The organism is Pseudomonas sp. FW305-E2 (assembly GCF_058782925.1).
In genome coordinates, this window is sequence record NZ_JBYSYE010000014.1 from 70,095 (window position 1) to 86,650 (window position 16,556).

The following is a 16,556-nucleotide window of genomic DNA, read 5'->3' on the forward strand; positions in this document are numbered from 1 at the left end:
TCTGGGCATAAAAAAACCCGCCGAGGCGGGTTTTTTCTGAAGCGCGTCACATCAGGCGATTTCAGCGAAGCACTCTTCGATGATGGCCAGGCCTTTGTCCAGCAGCGCGTCTTCGGCGGTCAGCGGAACCAGGATACGCAGGACGTTGCCGTAGGTGCCGCAAGACAGCAGGATCAGACCCTTTTCACGAGCCTTGGCGACAACCTGGCCAACAGCAGCAGCGTTCGGGGTGTGAGTGCCTTTCTCGAAGACTTCGACGGCAATCATCGAGCCCAGACCACGGACGTCGCCGATGATCGGGTACTTCTTCTGGATTTCGCGCAGGCCGGCGGTCAGGCGCTCACCCACAGCCTTGCTGCGGTCCAGCAGTTTTTCTTCCTCGAACACTTCGATCACGGCCAGGGCTGCGGCGCAAGCGATCGGAGAACCCGCGTAGGTACCGCCCAGGCCGCCAGGCGCGATGGCGTCCATGTATTCGGCCTTGCCGCACACACCGGCCAGCGGGAAGCCGCCAGCGATGGATTTGGCGAAGGTGGTCAGGTCAGGCGCAACGCCCATCTGTTCCATGGCGAAGAAGGTGCCGGTACGGCCAGCGCCAGTTTGTACTTCGTCGGCGATCAGCAGGATGCCGTGCTGGTCGCACAGGGCGCGCAGGCGTTTCATCAGCTCTTTCGGCGCTGGCAGGAAGCCGCCTTCGCCTTGTACTGGCTCGAGGATGATCGCGGCGATGTCGCGCGGCTCGGCGTCGTTCTTGAAGATGCGCTCGACCGAGGCGATGGCGTCGTCAACGCTGATACCGTGCAGTTCGCTCGGGAACAGGGCGCGGAAGATGCCGCCTGGCATCAGGCCCATGCCAGCGGAGTACGGCACGACCTTGCCGGTCAGGCCCAGGGTCATCATGGTACGGCCGTGATAACCGCCGGTGAAGGCGATGACGCCAGCGCGGCCAGTGGCAGCACGGGCGATCTTGACGGCGTTTTCAACGGCTTCGGAGCCGGTGGTGACCAGCAGGGTCTTCTTGTCGAAGTCGCCTGGGACCAGCTTGTTGATCTTTTCGCACAGCTCTACGTAGGGCTCGTAAGCCAGCACCTGGAAGCAGGTGTGGCTGACCTTGGTCAGCTGCTCTTGCACGGCTGCAACCACTTTCGGGTGCAGGTGGCCGGTGTTCAGTACTGCGATGCCGCCGGCGAAGTCGATCAGTTCGCGGCCTTCAACGTCGATCACGGTCGAGTTCTTCGCGGTGTCGACGAAGATCGGGTGGATCTGGCCGACGCCACGTGGGACGGCAGCTACACGACGTTGCATCAAGGATTCGTTGGTTTTGCTCATAATGCCCTCATTGCGCCGACAGGAATGGCGCTTTTATTCGGGGGCGGCTGGGAGTGCTCGCGAACAGTATTCGTTGATCGACTGTCGTGAACGCCCTGGCCACCAGGTACTGCAATGTAAAAAAGGCCAGCGAGACGTCGCTCTCGCGCCCCGCTGGCAGAGGTAAAGCCTTTACCGTGCTATCAGACGCTGATGCACAGGTATTTGATTTCGAGGTAGTCCTCGATACCGTACTTGGAACCTTCGCGGCCCAGGCCCGAAGCCTTGATACCACCGAACGGCGCCACTTCGTTGGAGATCAGGCCGGTGTTGATACCCACCATGCCGTACTCCAGGGCTTCGGCGACACGGAACACACGGCTCATGTCACGGGCGTAGAAGTACGAGGCCAAGCCGAACTCGGTGTCGTTGGACATGGCGATGACTTCGGCTTCGTCTTTGAAGCGGAACAGCGGCGCCAGTGGGCCGAACGTCTCTTCCTTGGCGACAGCAGCGGTCTTCGGTACGTCAACCAGGATGGTCGGCTCGAAGAAGTTGCCTTCGATCAGCTTGCCACCGGACAGCACTTTGGCGCCTTTGCTGACGGCGTCCTCGATGTGCTCCTGGACCTTGGCGACAGCCTTGCCGTCGATCAGCGGGCCAGTGGTGGTGCCTTCTTCCAGGCCGTTACCGATCTTCAGCTTGGCAACTGCAGCGGCCAGCTTCTGGGCGAACGCGTCGTAGACGCCGTCCTGCACGTAGATACGGTTGGCGCAGACGCAGGTCTGGCCGTTGTTACGGTACTTGGAGATGATCGCGCCCTCGACCGCCTTGTCCAGGTCGGCGTCGTCGAACACGATGAACGGGGCGTTGCCACCCAGCTCCAGGGAAACCTTCTTGATGTCCTTGGCGCATTCTTCCATCAGCTGGCGACCGATTTCGGTCGAGCCGGTGAAGGACAGCTTGCGTACCAGGGAGTTGCCGGTCAGTTCGCCGCCAACTTCGCCGGCGCTGCCGGTCACCACACTCAGCACGCCAGCCGGGATGCCGGCACGGTGGGCCAGCTCGACCAGGGCCAGAGCGGAGTATGGGGTTTGCGAAGCCGGCTTGAGGACCATGGTGCAGCCAGCGGCCAGGGCCGGGCCGGCTTTACGGGTGATCATGGCGGCCGGGAAGTTCCACGGGGTGATGGCCGCGGTAACGCCGATTGGCTGCTTGATGACAATCAGGCGCTTGTCTGGCTGGTGGCCTGGGATGGTGTCACCGTAGATGCGCTTGGCTTCTTCGGCGAACCACTCGATGAACGAGGCCGCGTAGGCGATTTCGCCCTTGGCTTCGGCCAGTGGCTTGCCCTGTTCGGTGGTCATCAAGCGAGCCAGGTCGTCCTGGTTCTCGATCATCAGTTCGAACCAGCGACGCAGCTTGGCCGAGCGCTCTTTCGCAGTCAGGGCACGCCAGGCCGGCAGGGCCTTGTCGGCGGCTTCGATAGCACGGCGAGTTTCCGCGGTGCCCATCTTCGGCACGGTACCGATGACTTCGCCGGTGGCCGGGTTGGTCACCTTGATGGTCTGGCCGTTGTCCGCATCCAGCCACTCACCATTGATATAGGCTTGCTGGCGGAACAACTGAGCGTCTTTGAGCTGCATGTCGGCTTCCCGAATTGTTGATTGTTGAAAAGCGCCCAAGGCAGGGCATCGAGCGTTTGAAATCTCAAACGAATGCTAAGCGGCTGCTGGGGTGTTGGACAATAGGCTGTTCGAAAAAAAGAACGAATGGTTGAACAGCCCATCTGAAATCGCCCGCAGAATGGCCGCTGAAGGGTAGACGATGCGGCGGCCGGACTCGGGGCGACGCCAAAAATCGTTTCACTGCTTGTCAAAGCCAATGTTCAACACACCCTGATGGTGGGCTGAAACGATGATGCTGTCGCCATCGGCAGCGTAGTCGACGGCATTGACGCGGGTCCAGTTACGGCCGGTTCCACCCTGGCCGACAGTTTGATCGGTATTGTCGTGTATCCGGCCCCGGGGATCTGCACAGCCAACACGGTAAAAACAGCTACAGATCAAGGCGATGGACGTCAACGATACAGATGGGTATCATGCGTGCGCGTTGCACTCGTAGCTCAGCTGGATAGAGTACTGCCCTCCGAAGGCAGGGGTCGTGGGTTCGAATCCCGCCGAGTGCGCCATATCAAGAAAGCCCTGGGCCTGAGCCCGGGGCTTTTTCGTTTGTGCGCCATGTCACCTTTCTGGTACTCCCGTGCCACGGGTCATTGATGTTAGCGTGGGCGTCTTCCCGTTCTCCGAACGGGTAACCCATAACAATGATTGGCAAAGGAATGCGCACAACCATGCAGTTGAAAAAACTCACCGCCACCACCCTGCTGCTGGCCGGCATTGGCCTGTTCACCCAGCCTGCCCAAGCCAACCTCACCCAGCAGCAGTCCGCAGCTATCGTCAAAGCCTTCGACGGCAGCGACCCAAGCGATTTCAGGCAATTCCTCGGCAAGCTCAAAGGCAGCGCCCTGGGCAAGGCCGACAACCTCGAGGCAACCGTCGACGCCTACCTGGCCAACAAGCCATTGGCCGCCGAGCAACAAGACGAGATCAACCGCCTGCTCGGCCTGTATACCCGCATCAAGTATGGCAAAGCCGCTACCGAAACCCTGCGTGAACTGGTAGCCATCCCCACCTTCAACGTCGAGGGTACACCGCAGTACGAAAACCCTGAATTCCTCAAGATCGCCGACAAGATCAAGGCCTTGGCCGAGCGCTTCGGCCTGGCCTTCCGCAACATCGACAACCGGGTGTACGAGATCTCGCTGGGCAGCGGGAAGGAAGTGATCGGTATCCATGCCCACGCTGACGTCGTGCCGGTCAACCCGGACAACTGGAAGCTGGCCGACGGTACGCGCCTGGACCCGTTCAAGGTCACCCTGGTGGGTGACCGCATGTACGGCCGCGGCACCGAAGACGACAAGAACGGCATCGTGGTGGCGATGTACGCGCTGAAAGTGGCCAAGGACGAAAACCTGCCGCTCGCCCGGCAGTTCAAGCTGCTGATCGACACCACCGAAGAAACCAGCGGTGATGCCATCCCCTACTACTTTGAGCGCAACCCTACGCCCGATTACAACCTGGCCCTCGACGGCGGCTACCCCGTAGTGATTGCCGAGAAAGGCTACGGCACGGTCATGGCCAGCTTCACCAAGCGCCCGGCCAGCGGCAAGGGTGCCGAGATCGTCAACCTGACCGGCGGCCTGGCCACCAACCAGATCCCGACAACTTCGGTTGCGACCCTGATTTCTGACAACCCGGCACAGCTGGTCAAGCACCTGCAGCAAGCCGGTGCCAGATATGTGAAGCAGCATGGAAGCGACTTCAGCATCGACGCCAAGGCCGACGGCAAGCAAGTCTTGCTCACCGTGACCGGTGTTTCCGCACACTCTTCGGAGCCGGAATCCGGCATCAACCCGGTGGCGCGTATGCTCGACTTCATCAATGGCCTCGGCCAGCAGGTGTCGCTCAAGCACAACCACTTTACCGACGCGGCCCGCTACGCCGCCGAAAACTGGGGCCTGGACTACCTGGGCAACAAGCTAGGCGTGGCCTTCAAGGACCCGTTCATGGGCCCGCTGACCACCTCGCTGACTTTTGTCGGGGTGGATGACAAAGGCTTGAAACTGGCGGTGAATCTGCGCATTCCCAAGGGGAAGCCGATCGCCACGATCAAGGACGAACTGGCCGACAAACTGGGCAAATGGACCCGGCAAAGCAACACCTCGGTGGCGTTCGACTTCAGCCTGGACGAGCCGATGTACCGCAACCCTGAAGGCGAATGGGTAAAGGCCCTGCTCGCTGTGGCCACCGAGAACCTGGGGATGAAGCATGAGTTCGGCACGTCCGCCGGTGCGACTTCGGTCCACGACCTGCCCAACGGCGTCCAGTTCGGCCTGGCCATGCCGGACGTGAAGTACACCGGGCACAACGACAACGAGTTCAAGACCGTGGAGCAGTTCATGCTGGACTTGCAGGTGGTGAGCGAAATGGTGGCGCGGATCGGGCAGATGCCGAAGCTTTGATCGGCAGTACCGGCCTCTTCGCGGCTTTAGCCGCGAAAAGGCCCCTACAAGCGAACAGCCATGACGTTTTTCAATCGCCTCCATGCCGTTTCCTGCATTGCCGTGCAGAGCGCCGTACCGGATGCTTTAGTTACACCGAGACAGTGCTTTTTTCACCCGCAGAGGCCCGTATGAAGACCGTCGAACAAATCCTCAAGACCAAGTCCCAGCACCAGACCGTGTACACCATCGGCCCGGATGACTCGGTGCTCGACGCCCTGAAACTGCTGGCGGAGAAAAACATCGGTGCGCTGCCCGTGGTCGAGGGTGGCCAGGTAGTGGGCATCGTCAGTGAGCGGGACTACGCGCGCAAACTGGTCCTCAAGGGCCGCTCTTCCGCCGCTACGCCGGTACGCGAAATCATGAGCGCACCGGTAGTCACCGTGGAGCCCAAGCAAAAGCTCGATTTCTGCATGAACCTGATGACCGACCGGCACCTGCGTCACCTGCCGGTGGTCGACAACGGCAGGTTGCTCGGCCTTCTGTCGATCGGCGACCTGGTCAAGGAAACCATTGACGAACAGGCGAGCCTGATCAAGCAAATGGAGCAGTACATCCGCGGCGAATGAAGCGCCTCAATGGTAGGCGCGCTCCAGTTCGTCCAGCTGATGGTCGAAGCTACGCAAGCGCGCCGACCAGGTGTACACCAGCACTTCCAGGTCACGGTTGAGCACTGCCGTATTGCCGTGGCCGCTGTGCGTGGGCTCGCCGAGGTCCAGCTGGTAGCGTTCACGGGCCATCGCCTGTGCCACGCTGGACAGGTCGCGAGCATTGGCCAGCCAGTGGTGATGGCGGTCATGGATTTCGCGGTCGAGCACCCGGCACTGGCGCTTCAGCGCATCCAGGCTCTGCTCCAGCGGAGTGCCCCTGAGCTCGCCCATGACCTCTTCGAAGGTACGCCCCGAATGCCAGTAGCTGCCCCAGAAATAGCGGTCGAAAACCGTCTCGACGCGGCGTAGTGCAACCTTGGTATTCCAGATGGTCAGCAACGTTCGCCCCTGCACCACTTCGCGCTTGTTCAGGCGCAACTGCTGCCAGGCGATCCATGTCAGCGCCACCAGTGCAACCGCTACAGTGACTGCGGCAGCGGCGTACAGGAAATGCACGGCCTGGTTCATCTGTTGCGTCTGTCTGATGCCATAGAAGTAACTGGCCGTCAGGGTGCCCAGGATCGTCACGGAACACCAGAAACCTGGTGCGTAGGGATCTTTCATCGCGCTATCCCCTTATTGTTTTCCTGAGCATAGCAACGGCCGATCACTCGTCAGGTGCCGCTCGGCGCTTTATTTTCGGGGGCGGCGCAAGGCTTCGTTGAGTTGATCGAAGGGCACGGCCCAATCGGAATCTTCAATGATGCTGTCCTGGAGAAATGCCCGCTGAGAGTCGGTCCAGAACGGCGCATCCACCAGCCTGATTTCGTTCTTCAGCGGGGAATGGCTGGTGATGAACTGATCGATACTCGTGGGATCGTCGGGCAAGCCCAGCTGCTTGAACAGTTCGGCAAAGGGATGGATCGGCGCTTCCATGGTTCCTCCTTAGCGCCAGGCAAGCCGTCCACGACGCCTGCCTGGCATTGGTTTGAAAACATCAGCACAGCTCGCGCACTTCGGCGTGCGGCACCAGTTTCATGTACTGCTCCATGCTCATGTGAATCAGGTGATCGTGGTCACCCGCCTCCAGGTAGACATCGCCTTGGCGGGTAAGACTCGGGTCGAGCAGCATTTTTATCTGGTAAGCATCGCCAAGGGCCGGCACGGCTCCGCGTTCGCAGTCATTGAACAGGCTCGGCAGACCGCTTTCACGGGTCAGATGCCAAGCCCCGGACATGCGCACCTTGGTCATGTCCAGGTGCCGGTTGGCCGGTAGCACGGCCATGATGTAGTTGCCATGACGGTCATCGAGCATCACCGACTTGGCGACCCGCTCGGCGGGCACGCCGGCCGTTCGGGCCGACTCCAGGCTGGTGGCCGAATGTGGGTGGGGAATGATGTCGTAGTCGCAGTTGGCCTTGTCCAGGCGGGCCTGCAGGGTCTTTGCCATACGCATGATGCACCTCCGGTTTCGCCCCCCAATCTTCAATTTTAGGCCGGGTACGGGTGGGCGGGGCTAAACTTGTGTAATACGCGCAAATGAGGTGACGACAGGTGATCGCCCGCTGCTGGCGTTGGCTGTTGCTGCTGTTGTTGCTTGGCATCACGCCAGGTGGCCAGGCAGCGCCCGGCGCGGTGTGGGTGCTGGGCATCGACGACGCCATCGGCCCAGCCAGCGCCGACTACCTGGTGCGCAGCCTCAGCCAGGCCCAGGCGCAAGGTGCGCAACTGGTGGTTATCCGCATGGATACCCCGGGCGGGCTGGACAGTGCCATGCGCCAGATGATCAAGGCGATTCTCGCCAGCACCGTACCCGTCGCCAGTTACGTTGCCCCCAGCGGCGCCCGTGCCGCCAGCGCCGGCACCTATATTCTCTACGCCAGCCATGTCGCGGCGATGGCGCCCGGAACAAATCTGGGTGCTGCCACGCCAGTGCGGATCGGCGGCCCGCCTGGCACGCCCAGTGACGACAAAGCCAAAGGCGGCGACGATGAAACCCTCGCACGCAAACAGGTCAACGACGCCGCCGCCTACATCCGTGGCCTGGCGCAGATGCGCGGCCGCAACGCCGACTGGGCGGAGAAGGCCGTGCGCGAGGCGGTCAGCCTGTCCGCCAGCGAGGCCTTGCGGCTGAACGTGATCGATCAGGTGGCCGATGACCTGTCTGACCTGCTGCGCAAGCTCGACGGCAAAACGCTCCAGGTGGCCGGCCAGCCACGCCAATTACAGACCGCAGGCGCCAGCGTGGTCGAGCACCTGCCGGACTGGCGCACACGGGTTCTGGCGGTCATCACCAACCCCAGCGTAGCGCTGATCCTGATCATGATCGGCGTTTACGGCCTGTTGTTCGAATTCATGAACCCCGGCTCTGCGGTGGGCGGTGTGGTCGGTGGTATCTGCCTGCTGCTGGCGCTGTATGCGCTGCAGCTATTGCCGGTGAGTTTTGCCGGGGTGGCGCTGATCCTGCTTGGCATCACCTTCATGATCGCCGAAGCCTTCTTGCCCAGTTTCGGCGTGGTCGGCTTCGGCGGCATCGTTGCCTTTGTGGTCGGCGCGTTGATCCTGATCGACACCGACGCCCCCGGTTTCGGCATCCCGCTGGCCTTGATCGGCACCTTGGCGCTGCTCTCGGCACTCCTGATCGGTGGCGTGCTGGGCATGGCCCTCAAGGCCCGCCGACGGGCACTGGTCAGCGGCGACGCCGGCCTGGTCGGCAGCCTGGTTACCGTCACCCAGGTGATGGCAAGCGACCCCTTCTGTGGTGTTGTGCTGGCTCAGGGCGAGCAATGGCAAGTGCAGTGCGCAACGCCGCTGCAAACTGGCCAGAACGTACGGGTGACCGCGCGCCATGGCGTGATGCTGGAAGTGAGCGCCGCCGCCCCAGCGACGCAAGGAGAATGACCATGTTCATGCAAGTCGGTTTCGGCGCCGTTCTGATTGTGCTGGCCATGCTGGTGCTGTCGGCGTTTCGCATCCTGCGCGAATACGAGCGCGGCGTGGTGTTCCAGCTGGGGCGCTTCTGGCAGGTCAAAGGGCCGGGGCTGATCCTGTTGATCCCGGTGATCCAGCAAATGGTGCGGGTCGACCTGCGCACAGTGGTACTGGATGTGCCGCCGCAGGATGTGATCACCCGCGACAACGTTTCGGTCAAGGTCAACGCAGTGTTGTACTTTCGCGTGCTCGACCCGCAGAAAGCGATCATTCAGGTTGAGGATTTTCTGGTGGCAACCAGCCAGCTGGCCCAGACGACCCTGCGTGCGGTGCTGGGCAAACACGAGCTGGATGAGCTGCTGGCAGAACGCGAGCAACTGAACCTGGACATCCGCCAGGTGCTGGATGCGCAGACGGATGCCTGGGGCATCAAGGTGGCCAACGTCGAGATCAAGCACGTTGACCTGAACGAGTCGATGGTACGCGCCATCGCCCGCCAGGCCGAGGCCGAGCGCGAACGTCGGGCCAAGGTGATTCATGCCGAGGGTGAACTGCAGGCGTCGGAGAAACTGATGCAAGCCGCACAAATGCTGAGCAAGGAGCCGGGGGCGATGCAGTTGCGCTATATGCAGACGCTGGGGACGATTGCCGGGGACAAGAGCTCGACCATCGTCTTCCCGCTGCCGATAGATCTGCTGAAGGGTTTGGTGGACAAGGAGAAAGAGTGATGGGCCAATCGCGGGCTTGCCCGCGAATGGCCTGTATGCGGCCTTTCAGACCGGCGCGCGGCGCAAGGTCGCGAGGAAGGTGGCTGCACCAATGAACAACCCGGCAAAGGTGCGGTTCAAACGCTTTTGCTGTTTGGGCGTGCGCAACATGCGCAACACATGCGAAGCCAACCCGGTGTACCCCGCCATCACCAGCAGGTCGACCGTCACCATGGTCACGGTGATCGCCACATATTGCGGCAGCAGCGGTGCATGGGGATTGAGAAACTGCGGCAGCACCGCCAGCATGAACACCAGCGCCTTGGGGTTGCTGATGTTGACCAGAAAACCACGGAACACCAGGCTCAACGGCTTGCCGATCGGGCGCACGCCTGATTCTTCGCTCATGTCCATCGGCAGGGCACGCCACTGCTTGTAGGCCAGGTACACAAGGTAGGCGACGCCAAACCACTTGATGACTTGGAACGCCGTGGCCGAGGCGGCCAGGACGGCACCGACGCCGGCGGCGATGATGGCGATCTGCATGATCAGGCCCAGCTGCAGGCCCAGGGCGTTCCAGTAACCACGCCAGAAGCCGTATTGCAGGCCGCTGGACATTGAGGCAATCGCCCCGGCACCGGGTGAAAGGCTGATCACCCAGCAGGCGGCAAAGAAGCCTAACCATACTTCCATCGACATCACACACCTCGCTCGAACATTTGTTGCAAAACGTTAAGCTAAGGTTTTGGCGAAAAAATAACCAGTGATTTCTGATGGATTTGTGTGGCCTGATCTGGCCTCTTCGCGGGCACGCCCGCTCCCACACCTACAGTGCATTTTCAGACGCTGTGGAATACCTGTGGGAGCGGGCGTGCCCGCGAAGGGGCCGGTGCAGGCTCAGTCAGCTTCGGCAGCTGTTTCTTTGTGCAGGGCCTGTACCTCGGCACCGCGCCAGCGTCGCACCGACTTCTGGAAGAACTGACTATTGGGCACCTGCACCAGCGCCCCGCCCGCTTCGGGCACTTCCAGCAGGGTGGTAAACAGCAGGTTGATAGCGATCACCCGGCCTTTCACGCCTGGCTTGTCGAGGGTGTCGACCAGCTCGACCACATCGCCGATGCGAAACGGCCCGACCGTGAAAATCAACACCGCGCACAACAGGTTGGACAGCACGCTCCACATGGCGAAGAAGGCCACCGCCGCTACCGCTACGAAGCCGGAAAGTGCTGTCCACAACACGGTCGCCGAAACACCCATGCGCTCCAGCACGAACAGCAGCGCGCTGCCCATGATCAGCCAGCGCAGGCCGCCGCGCACGGGCACCAGCAGCTCCGGCGGCAACGGGTAACGCTGGCCCAGGCGGCTCAACCCGCGAGCAATGATGCGCTGCAGGACGAACGCCGCGGCCAGGATCAAGAGGATCTGCAAACCCAGCCAGAAGGTGTCCATCCATTGCCCTGGCAGCAGCGAACGCAGTTCCTCCATCAGGACAACGCCTCGAGTTCGGCCTGCATGCTTTCTAGGGTTTCCAGCGCTTCCATCCAGGCCTCTTCCAGCTCGCCTTCGCGTTGCTTGAGCTTGGTCTGGCGCGCCAGCAGGTCGCGCAACTCGTCCTTGCGCGCCGCCTCGTAAAGGCCACCATCACCCAGCGCGGTCTCGATCTCGGCCAATTGCGTGTGCACCTGGTTGAGCTCGGTTTCCAGCTTGTCGGCAGCCTTCTTGTGCGGTGCCAACTGCTGACGCAAGGCTGCGGCAGCCTGGCGCTGGGCTTTCTTGTCGGTCTTGTCCGGGTTGGCCGGTGCAGTACTGGCCGGCGCACTGCGCTGGCGGTACTCGACCAGCCAGCGGCTGTAGTCCTCCAGGTCACCGTCGAAGGTGTCGACCTTGCCGTCGGCCACCAGCAGGAAGTCGTCCGTGGTGCTCTTGAGCAAATGACGGTCGTGGGATACCACCACCACTGCACCGGCAAACTCCTGCAAGGCCATGGTCAGTGCCAGACGCATTTCCAGGTCCAGGTGGTTGGTCGGTTCGTCAAGCAGCAGCAGGTTTGGCCGCTCCCAAGCAATCAGCGCAAGTGCCAGGCGAGCCTTTTCGCCACCGGAGAAGTTAACCACTGGCTCGTCGCAGCGGGCACCGTGGAAGTCGAAGCCGCCGAGGAAGTCGCGCAGCGTCTGCTCACGCTCGGTAGGGGCGATGCGCTGCAGGTGCAGCAGCGGGCTGGCCTTGTCGTCCAGCGAGTCCAGCTGGTGCTGGGCAAAGTAGCCTACAGCCAGGTTCTCGCCACGAACCAGGCGGCCCGACAACGGCTCCAGCTCACCTGCAAGGTTCTTGATCAGGGTCGACTTGCCGGCGCCGTTGGGCCCGAGCAGACCAATACGAGCACCCGGGGTCAGCTGCAGCTTGACCTTGTCGAGGATGGCCTTGTCGCCATAACCCAGGCGACCTTCGGAAAGGCTCAGCAACGGGCTGGAAATTTTCTGCGATTCACGGAAGACAAAGTCGAACGGTGAATCGACATGCGCCGCCGACAGCTCTTCCATGCGCTCCAGGGCCTTGATCCGGCTTTGCGCCTGGCGTGCCTTGGTGGCTTGCGCCTTGAAGCGGGCAATGTACTTCTCCATGTGCGCGCGCTGCGCCTGCTGCTTCTCGTAGGCCTGCTGCTGCTGCGCCAGGCGCTCGGCACGGGTGCGCTCAAAGGCGGTGTAACCGCCTTTGTACAAGTTGAGCTTGCGTTGCTCGACGTGCAGCACATGGTCGACCACGGCATCGAGGAAGTCACGGTCGTGGGAGATCAGCAACAACGTGCCGGGGTAGCCCTTGAGCCAGTCTTCCAGCCACAGGATCGCGTCGAGGTCGAGGTGGTTGGTGGGCTCGTCGAGCAGCAACAGGTCGGACGGGCACATCAGTGCCTGGGCCAGGTTCAGGCGCATCCGCCAGCCACCAGAGAAATCGCCGACACGGCGGTCCATCTGTTCGTTGGTGAAGCCCAGCCCAGCCAGCAACTTGCGCGCACGGGCGTCGGCGGTATAGCCGTCGGCGCTTTCCAGCTCACTGTGCAGGCGCGCCAGTGCGGTGCCGTCGTGGGCCTGCTCGGCCGCGGCCAGTTCGGCCTGGACCTTGCGCAGGCGCACGTCGCCGTCAAGTACATAGTCCACAGCCAGGCGGTCGAGGGTGTCGACCTCTTGGCGCATGTGGGCGATGCGCCAGTCGCCGGGCAGTTGGCAGTCACCGGCATCGGGCGACAGCTCACCGCGCAGCAAGGCGAACAGGCTGGATTTTCCGGCGCCGTTGGCGCCGATCAGGCCGGCCTTGTGACCGGCGTGCAGGGTCATCTCGGCGCCTTCTAGCAAGCGCTGCGGACCACGCTGTAAAGTGAGGTTGGATAGTCTGATCATGATGGTCGCGGAGTCTACCAGCTTCCTCGGCCCATAGCGCGAGTGGAACCATGCACACCGACCTGTGGAATTACGCCCTGACCCTGTATACCAGGCCCGGCGTGGAAGCCGCTTGCCTTGAACTGCAGGCACTGGGTGGCGATGTCTGCCTGCTGCTGTGCGCGACCTGGCTGCAAGCACGTGGTGTGGCCGTACTGGGCGAACGTGCGCAAGCACTGCAAGAACTTGCCGAGCCCTGGCAGCGTGACGTGGTCGCCCCGCTGCGCAGCCTGCGCCAGCAATGGCGAGCCACAGCATCGGGTGATACACAACTGGCGGCATTACGTGAGCAGGTGAAGGGGTTGGAGTTGCAGGCTGAAAAAGCCTTGCTGGAGCGCTTGCAGGAACGCTCGCAACAGTGGCCCGTGGGCTCCCATGAGCCCGCGGACGACTGGCTGGCCCGGCTGGCACCGGACCAGGCTCTGCATCATGACGCGCTAGTTCAGTTGCGCGTCGCAGCGGCTGCGCTTCAGGACGCCGAAGGTGCCTGAGCCGGAGTACTCACAGGTGCCGACGGTGCAGCAGCAGGCGGGCTCACCGAGTTGGTTGTGGCCGCCGGTGGTGTAGCGGGCTTGGCTTCAGCAGGCTTAGCAGCGGCTTTGGCGGCCGTGCGTGCAGGTGCCTTGGCGGCAGCTGGTTTTGCGGCCGGCTTGGCAGCAGGGGCTTTGGCAGCTGGCTTGGCCGCAGGTTTGGCTGCCGCAGTCGCCTTGGCAGCAGGCTTGGCGGCAGCGGTCGCCTTGGCAGCCGGTTTGGCTGCAGGCTTGGCAGCAGCGGTCGCCTTAGCAGCCGGTTTGGCTGCAGGCTTGGCAGCAGCGGTCGCCTTGGTAGCCGGTTTGGCCGCAGGCTTGGCGGCAGCGGTCGCCTTGGCAGCCGGTTTGGCCGCAGGCTTGGCGGCAGCGGTCGCCCTGGCGGCTGGTTTGGCCGCCGGCTTGGCAGCAGCGGTCGCCTTGGCAGCCGGTTTGGCCGCAGGCTTGGCGGCAGCGGTTGCCTTGGCAACCGGTTTGGCCGCACGTTGATCAAGGGCCTTGCCTGCAGCTTCGCGTACCTTGCCTACACCCTGAGCCAGCTTGAGGCTGTCCTGAGCATCGCGTTTGAGTTGCTGAATGTAAGAGCGCGTCTGGGTTTGACGCTCCTTGAGAGACTCGAGCAGCTCTTCAAGTTCACCGATGGCTTTTTGCGCCTTGCTTTGCGCCTTGGCTTTACCTGCCTTGGCCGCGTCTTGCAGTTTCAGGCGACCGTTGTGCAGTTTTTCCTGCGCCTTGCCACGCTGCTTTTCCAACTTCGCCAGCAGTTTTTCCGCATCAGCCAGCGCTTGCGAGCAGGCCTCTTCCAAGTGTTCGAGCAAGCTGCCCGAAAGTTGCTGGAGCAGGTGTAACGGCGTACTTACTGGCTTCTTTTTGGCCGACATGGTTTACCTCCTGGCTGACGAGATTGCGGCTCATACTATGCTTCTGCTGCTACCGCCGCTAGGGCATGTTGACCGTAATGTTTACGCCGCGTTGCATGCCTGGGCAAAGTTGTTATCTTGCAGCTGCGTGAAAGTGTAGTTGCTGAATTAATCATTGCTGGTATTTGGGAGTCAGGCGTTGCCTCGATATCTTGTTTTAGGCTTATGCCTGATGGCACCCCTCGCCTTGGCCGACAACGACGACCACGATTTGGCCTACAGCCTGGGTGCCAGCCTGGGTGAGCGCCTGCGCCAGGAGATGCCGGGCTTGCAACTGGACGCACTGGTCGAAGGCCTGAAGCAGTCCTATCAGGGGCAACCCCTGAAACTCGACAAGGCACGCATGCAGGCGGTGCTGCAGCAGCATGAAACCCAGGAAGGCGACGCCGCTGTGCAAAAGCTGCAGGCCGCCGAAACGCGTTTCATGGCGAATGAACGTGGGCGTTATGGGGTGCACGAACTAACGGAAGGTGTGCTGTACAGCGAATTGCAACCAGGCACGGGTGTACAGCCGAAAGCGGGCGGCAAAGTGCAGGTGCGTTATGTGGGCAGATTGCCGGATGGCTCAATATTCGACCAAAACCAGACCCCCCAATGGTTCAACCTGGATTCGGTTATCGAAGGGTGGCAGGTCGCCTTGCCGAAAATGCACACCGGCGCCAAATGGCGCTTGGTAATTCCTTCAGCGCAAGCCTATGGCGCCGAGGGGGCGGGAGACCTGATTGCACCCTACACCCCCTTGGTATTCGAGATCGAACTGCTGGCGGTTGGCGACTGACGCCAACCTCAGGCCTGCACTGCACCCTCTTCTTTGTGTGCGTTGTGCAGCACTTCGATCAGGCAGTCTTCAAGCTCGAAGCGCTCGTGCAACAACCCGCCCAATTTGGCCAGCTTCTCGGCAAAGCGTTCGGTGTCCTTGCACTCCCCCTTGGTGCAATGGTCATTGAAGGCCAGTGCTATCTGAGTACTGTCGTTGATCCGTGGGTTGATCTCTTCGGCCAGCTTCAGCGCCTTCTTGTCTCCGAACGCCTTGGCCTCGCTGACCAGTTGCTCGCAGACTTCGAAGTGCCACGCCGAAACGTAGTCGACCAGAAGGGCGCAAAAGTCCCCGTTGGTGTCCTTGTCGGCGAAGGCTGGCCTCACATCGCGCAGGGCGCGAAAAGCCTGCACCAGTTCCTGGCGCTCCTCCAGCCAACGGTCGATCAGCTTGTGAACCCCACCCCAGCGTTCCTGGGCGTTCTGACAACTATCGAGCATGGCGATCTCTTCCCTTCTGGGTAGATGCCGCTGCACCTCGCACCACGACCGCGCAGCACAAAGGTGACATCAGCAGGACGGCATCGAGCAGTTGTTTTTCCGGTATGCGTGCTGGGAGATTATTCCCGCGCGTGCTGCCCTTCAAGGTACGCAGCACACAAAGTTCATACAAGTGTTTAATACCCTGTTACATCACCATTGGTCGCGCTAATGGCACAACCTTGCGCCAGGTCATGTTCTTGCCAGGGTGCGGAAACGATACGCCAGCAGGCAACTCAAGGGCAGCACCGCCAGCAGCAGGAAGGCCAACAGGCTCCATTCCGGCAGTGTCAGATCGAGAAAGCTCCAGGCAAGCGAACGGCAATCCGGGCCACCCAGCAACAGTTGCCGTGCCGCCTCACCCCAGGATTGCTCGAACACTCGCCCGATCGGCACCGGGCATACCTCATTGACCCCCTCAGCCCCCTGCAACCAGACATGCCGTGCTGCCAGCAAGGCGCCGGCCAACGAGCAGCCCAGCACCAGGCGAGCATAACGAAGGATGCCCCGCGTGCCCGGCGCCTGCAGCACGGCTGCGAAGCACAGCAGCGCGTACACGCCTAGCAGCAACCGTTGGCTGAGGCACAATGGGCACGGCATCAGCCCCACTGTGTTTTCCAGACGGAAAGACGCAACCAGTACCGCCAGTGCGACTAGGCAGGCAGGAAGAAAAAAGGTGCGCAAACGGGCCGGCAGCATGGGCGGTGAAGGTCCCGGGGA

18 protein-coding genes and 1 tRNA gene are annotated in these 16,556 nt (G+C 61.9%); 7 read left to right on the forward strand and 12 right to left on the reverse strand.

Annotated elements, in window-relative coordinates:
* Positions 1–51: 51 nt before the first annotated feature.
* The 3 genes from gabT to AC3WLP_RS13415 all read right to left on the reverse strand — a co-directional run bounded on the left by gabT (position 52) and on the right by AC3WLP_RS13415 (position 3,392).
* Complete coding sequence (gene gabT, locus AC3WLP_RS13405) at positions 52–1,329, reverse strand: 4-aminobutyrate--2-oxoglutarate transaminase (protein ID WP_003255866.1); 1,278 nt, start codon at positions 1,327–1,329, stop codon at positions 52–54.
* A 182-nt stretch (positions 1,330–1,511) separates the two neighbouring features.
* Entirely contained in the window at positions 1,512–2,954 is a 1,443-nt protein-coding gene (gene gabD, locus AC3WLP_RS13410) for an NADP-dependent succinate-semialdehyde dehydrogenase (protein ID WP_003255867.1), read from the reverse strand.
* A gap of 219 nt (positions 2,955–3,173) precedes the next feature.
* Positions 3,174–3,392, reverse strand: coding sequence for an aryl-sulfate sulfotransferase (locus AC3WLP_RS13415; protein WP_004576384.1), 219 nt, complete (start codon positions 3,390–3,392; stop codon positions 3,174–3,176).
* 30 nt (positions 3,393–3,422) lie between these two features.
* Between AC3WLP_RS13415 and AC3WLP_RS13420 the strand changes: the two genes are divergently transcribed.
* From AC3WLP_RS13420 to AC3WLP_RS13430, 3 genes are all read left to right on the forward strand, one after another.
* Positions 3,423–3,499 (forward strand) — tRNA-Arg (locus tag AC3WLP_RS13420).
* A 162-nt stretch (positions 3,500–3,661) separates the two neighbouring features.
* On the forward strand, positions 3,662–5,392 hold the full coding sequence (locus tag AC3WLP_RS13425; RefSeq protein ID WP_088513467.1) for a dipeptidase: 1,731 nt from the start codon (positions 3,662–3,664) through the stop codon (positions 5,390–5,392).
* Between the two features lie 170 nt (positions 5,393–5,562).
* Complete coding sequence (locus AC3WLP_RS13430) at positions 5,563–6,000, forward strand: CBS domain-containing protein (RefSeq protein WP_010951586.1); 438 nt, start codon at positions 5,563–5,565, stop codon at positions 5,998–6,000.
* A 6-nt stretch (positions 6,001–6,006) separates the two neighbouring features.
* On the opposite strand, the gene AC3WLP_RS13435 is transcribed toward AC3WLP_RS13430, so the two are convergent.
* The 3 genes from AC3WLP_RS13435 to AC3WLP_RS13445 all read right to left on the reverse strand — a co-directional run bounded on the left by AC3WLP_RS13435 (position 6,007) and on the right by AC3WLP_RS13445 (position 7,477).
* Positions 6,007–6,645: a hypothetical protein gene (locus AC3WLP_RS13435; protein WP_003255871.1), complete on the reverse strand. Its 639-nt coding sequence runs from the start codon at positions 6,643–6,645 to the stop codon at positions 6,007–6,009.
* 69 nt (positions 6,646–6,714) lie between these two features.
* Entirely contained in the window at positions 6,715–6,957 is a 243-nt protein-coding gene (locus AC3WLP_RS13440) for a DUF2789 domain-containing protein (protein WP_011953198.1), read from the reverse strand.
* 61 nt (positions 6,958–7,018) lie between these two features.
* Entirely contained in the window at positions 7,019–7,477 is a 459-nt protein-coding gene (locus AC3WLP_RS13445) for an aminoacyl-tRNA deacylase (RefSeq protein WP_003255874.1), read from the reverse strand.
* A gap of 98 nt (positions 7,478–7,575) precedes the next feature.
* Here AC3WLP_RS13445 and AC3WLP_RS13450 point away from each other — a divergent pair, with 98 nt between their 5' ends.
* Positions 7,576–8,922 carry an NfeD family protein gene (locus tag AC3WLP_RS13450; protein ID WP_088513466.1) on the forward strand — a complete coding sequence of 449 codons (1,347 nt, stop codon included), beginning with the start codon at positions 7,576–7,578 and terminating at the stop codon, positions 8,920–8,922.
* Positions 8,923–8,924: 2 nt separating this feature from the next.
* Positions 8,925–9,680: a slipin family protein gene (locus AC3WLP_RS13455; RefSeq protein ID WP_014861487.1), complete on the forward strand. Its 756-nt coding sequence runs from the start codon at positions 8,925–8,927 to the stop codon at positions 9,678–9,680.
* Positions 9,681–9,725: 45 nt separating this feature from the next.
* Here the strand turns inward: AC3WLP_RS13455 and AC3WLP_RS13460 are convergent, their stop codons facing one another.
* From AC3WLP_RS13460 to AC3WLP_RS13470, 3 genes are all read right to left on the reverse strand, one after another.
* Positions 9,726–10,358, reverse strand: coding sequence for a LysE family transporter (locus AC3WLP_RS13460; RefSeq protein ID WP_011953195.1), 633 nt, complete (start codon positions 10,356–10,358; stop codon positions 9,726–9,728).
* Between the two features lie 198 nt (positions 10,359–10,556).
* Positions 10,557–11,144 (reverse strand): mechanosensitive ion channel family protein, encoded by a 588-nt coding sequence (locus AC3WLP_RS13465; protein ID WP_003255880.1) that lies wholly within the window; start codon positions 11,142–11,144, stop codon positions 10,557–10,559.
* Positions 11,144–13,054: an ATP-binding cassette domain-containing protein gene (locus AC3WLP_RS13470; protein WP_088513465.1), complete on the reverse strand. Its 1,911-nt coding sequence runs from the start codon at positions 13,052–13,054 to the stop codon at positions 11,144–11,146. Before AC3WLP_RS13470 ends, AC3WLP_RS13465 begins: the two co-directional genes overlap by 1 nt.
* 50 nt (positions 13,055–13,104) lie before the next feature.
* Here AC3WLP_RS13470 and AC3WLP_RS13475 point away from each other — a divergent pair, with 50 nt between their 5' ends.
* The gene (locus AC3WLP_RS13475) at positions 13,105–13,584 is read left to right on the forward strand and encodes a TIGR02444 family protein (protein ID WP_011953193.1); all 480 of its coding nucleotides are present in this window, start codon (positions 13,105–13,107) and stop codon (positions 13,582–13,584) included.
* Here AC3WLP_RS13475 and AC3WLP_RS13480 read toward each other — a convergent pair.
* Entirely contained in the window at positions 13,563–14,501 is a 939-nt protein-coding gene (locus AC3WLP_RS13480; RefSeq protein WP_492576161.1) for an AlgP family protein, read from the reverse strand. The two genes, AC3WLP_RS13475 and AC3WLP_RS13480, sit on opposite strands and share 22 nt — an antisense overlap.
* A 178-nt stretch (positions 14,502–14,679) precedes the next feature.
* On the opposite strand from AC3WLP_RS13480, the gene AC3WLP_RS13485 reads away from it, so the two are divergent.
* Positions 14,680–15,318: an FKBP-type peptidyl-prolyl cis-trans isomerase gene (locus tag AC3WLP_RS13485; protein ID WP_011953191.1), complete on the forward strand. Its 639-nt coding sequence runs from the start codon at positions 14,680–14,682 to the stop codon at positions 15,316–15,318.
* Positions 15,319–15,326: 8 nt separating this feature from the next.
* On the opposite strand, the gene AC3WLP_RS13490 is transcribed toward AC3WLP_RS13485, so the two are convergent.
* Both AC3WLP_RS13490 and AC3WLP_RS13495 read right to left on the reverse strand, forming a co-directional pair.
* Positions 15,327–15,797: an Rsd/AlgQ family anti-sigma factor gene (locus tag AC3WLP_RS13490; RefSeq protein WP_003255887.1), complete on the reverse strand. Its 471-nt coding sequence runs from the start codon at positions 15,795–15,797 to the stop codon at positions 15,327–15,329.
* A gap of 231 nt (positions 15,798–16,028) precedes the next feature.
* Positions 16,029–16,535, reverse strand: a complete 507-nt coding sequence (locus AC3WLP_RS13495) for a disulfide bond formation protein B (RefSeq protein ID WP_003255889.1) — start codon at positions 16,533–16,535, stop codon at positions 16,029–16,031.
* Between the last annotated feature and the right edge of the window lie 21 nt (positions 16,536–16,556).

Coding starts and splice junctions, on each gene's coding strand:
- AC3WLP_RS13495 (WP_003255889.1), bottom strand. CDS start 16,535: ATGCTGCCGGCCCGTTTGCGCACCTTTTTTCTTCCTGCCTGCCTAGTC.
- AC3WLP_RS13455 (WP_014861487.1), top strand. CDS start 8,925: ATGTTCATGCAAGTCGGTTTCGGCGCCGTTCTGATTGTGCTGGCCATG.
- AC3WLP_RS13470 (WP_088513465.1), bottom strand. CDS start 13,054: ATGATCAGACTATCCAACCTCACTTTACAGCGTGGTCCGCAGCGCTTG.
- gabT (WP_003255866.1), bottom strand. CDS start 1,329: ATGAGCAAAACCAACGAATCCTTGATGCAACGTCGTGTAGCTGCCGTC.
- AC3WLP_RS13425 (WP_088513467.1), top strand. CDS start 3,662: ATGCAGTTGAAAAAACTCACCGCCACCACCCTGCTGCTGGCCGGCATT.
- AC3WLP_RS13460 (WP_011953195.1), bottom strand. CDS start 10,358: ATGTCGATGGAAGTATGGTTAGGCTTCTTTGCCGCCTGCTGGGTGATC.
- gabD (WP_003255867.1), bottom strand. CDS start 2,954: ATGCAGCTCAAAGACGCTCAGTTGTTCCGCCAGCAAGCCTATATCAAT.
- AC3WLP_RS13475 (WP_011953193.1), top strand. CDS start 13,105: ATGCACACCGACCTGTGGAATTACGCCCTGACCCTGTATACCAGGCCC.
- AC3WLP_RS13490 (WP_003255887.1), bottom strand. CDS start 15,797: ATGCTCGATAGTTGTCAGAACGCCCAGGAACGCTGGGGTGGGGTTCAC.
- AC3WLP_RS13465 (WP_003255880.1), bottom strand. CDS start 11,144: ATGGAGGAACTGCGTTCGCTGCTGCCAGGGCAATGGATGGACACCTTC.
- AC3WLP_RS13440 (WP_011953198.1), bottom strand. CDS start 6,957: ATGGAAGCGCCGATCCATCCCTTTGCCGAACTGTTCAAGCAGCTGGGC.
- AC3WLP_RS13480 (WP_492576161.1), bottom strand. CDS start 14,501: ATGTCGGCCAAAAAGAAGCCAGTAAGTACGCCGTTACACCTGCTCCAG.
- AC3WLP_RS13435 (WP_003255871.1), bottom strand. CDS start 6,645: ATGAAAGATCCCTACGCACCAGGTTTCTGGTGTTCCGTGACGATCCTG.
- AC3WLP_RS13430 (WP_010951586.1), top strand. CDS start 5,563: ATGAAGACCGTCGAACAAATCCTCAAGACCAAGTCCCAGCACCAGACC.
- AC3WLP_RS13445 (WP_003255874.1), bottom strand. CDS start 7,477: ATGCGTATGGCAAAGACCCTGCAGGCCCGCCTGGACAAGGCCAACTGC.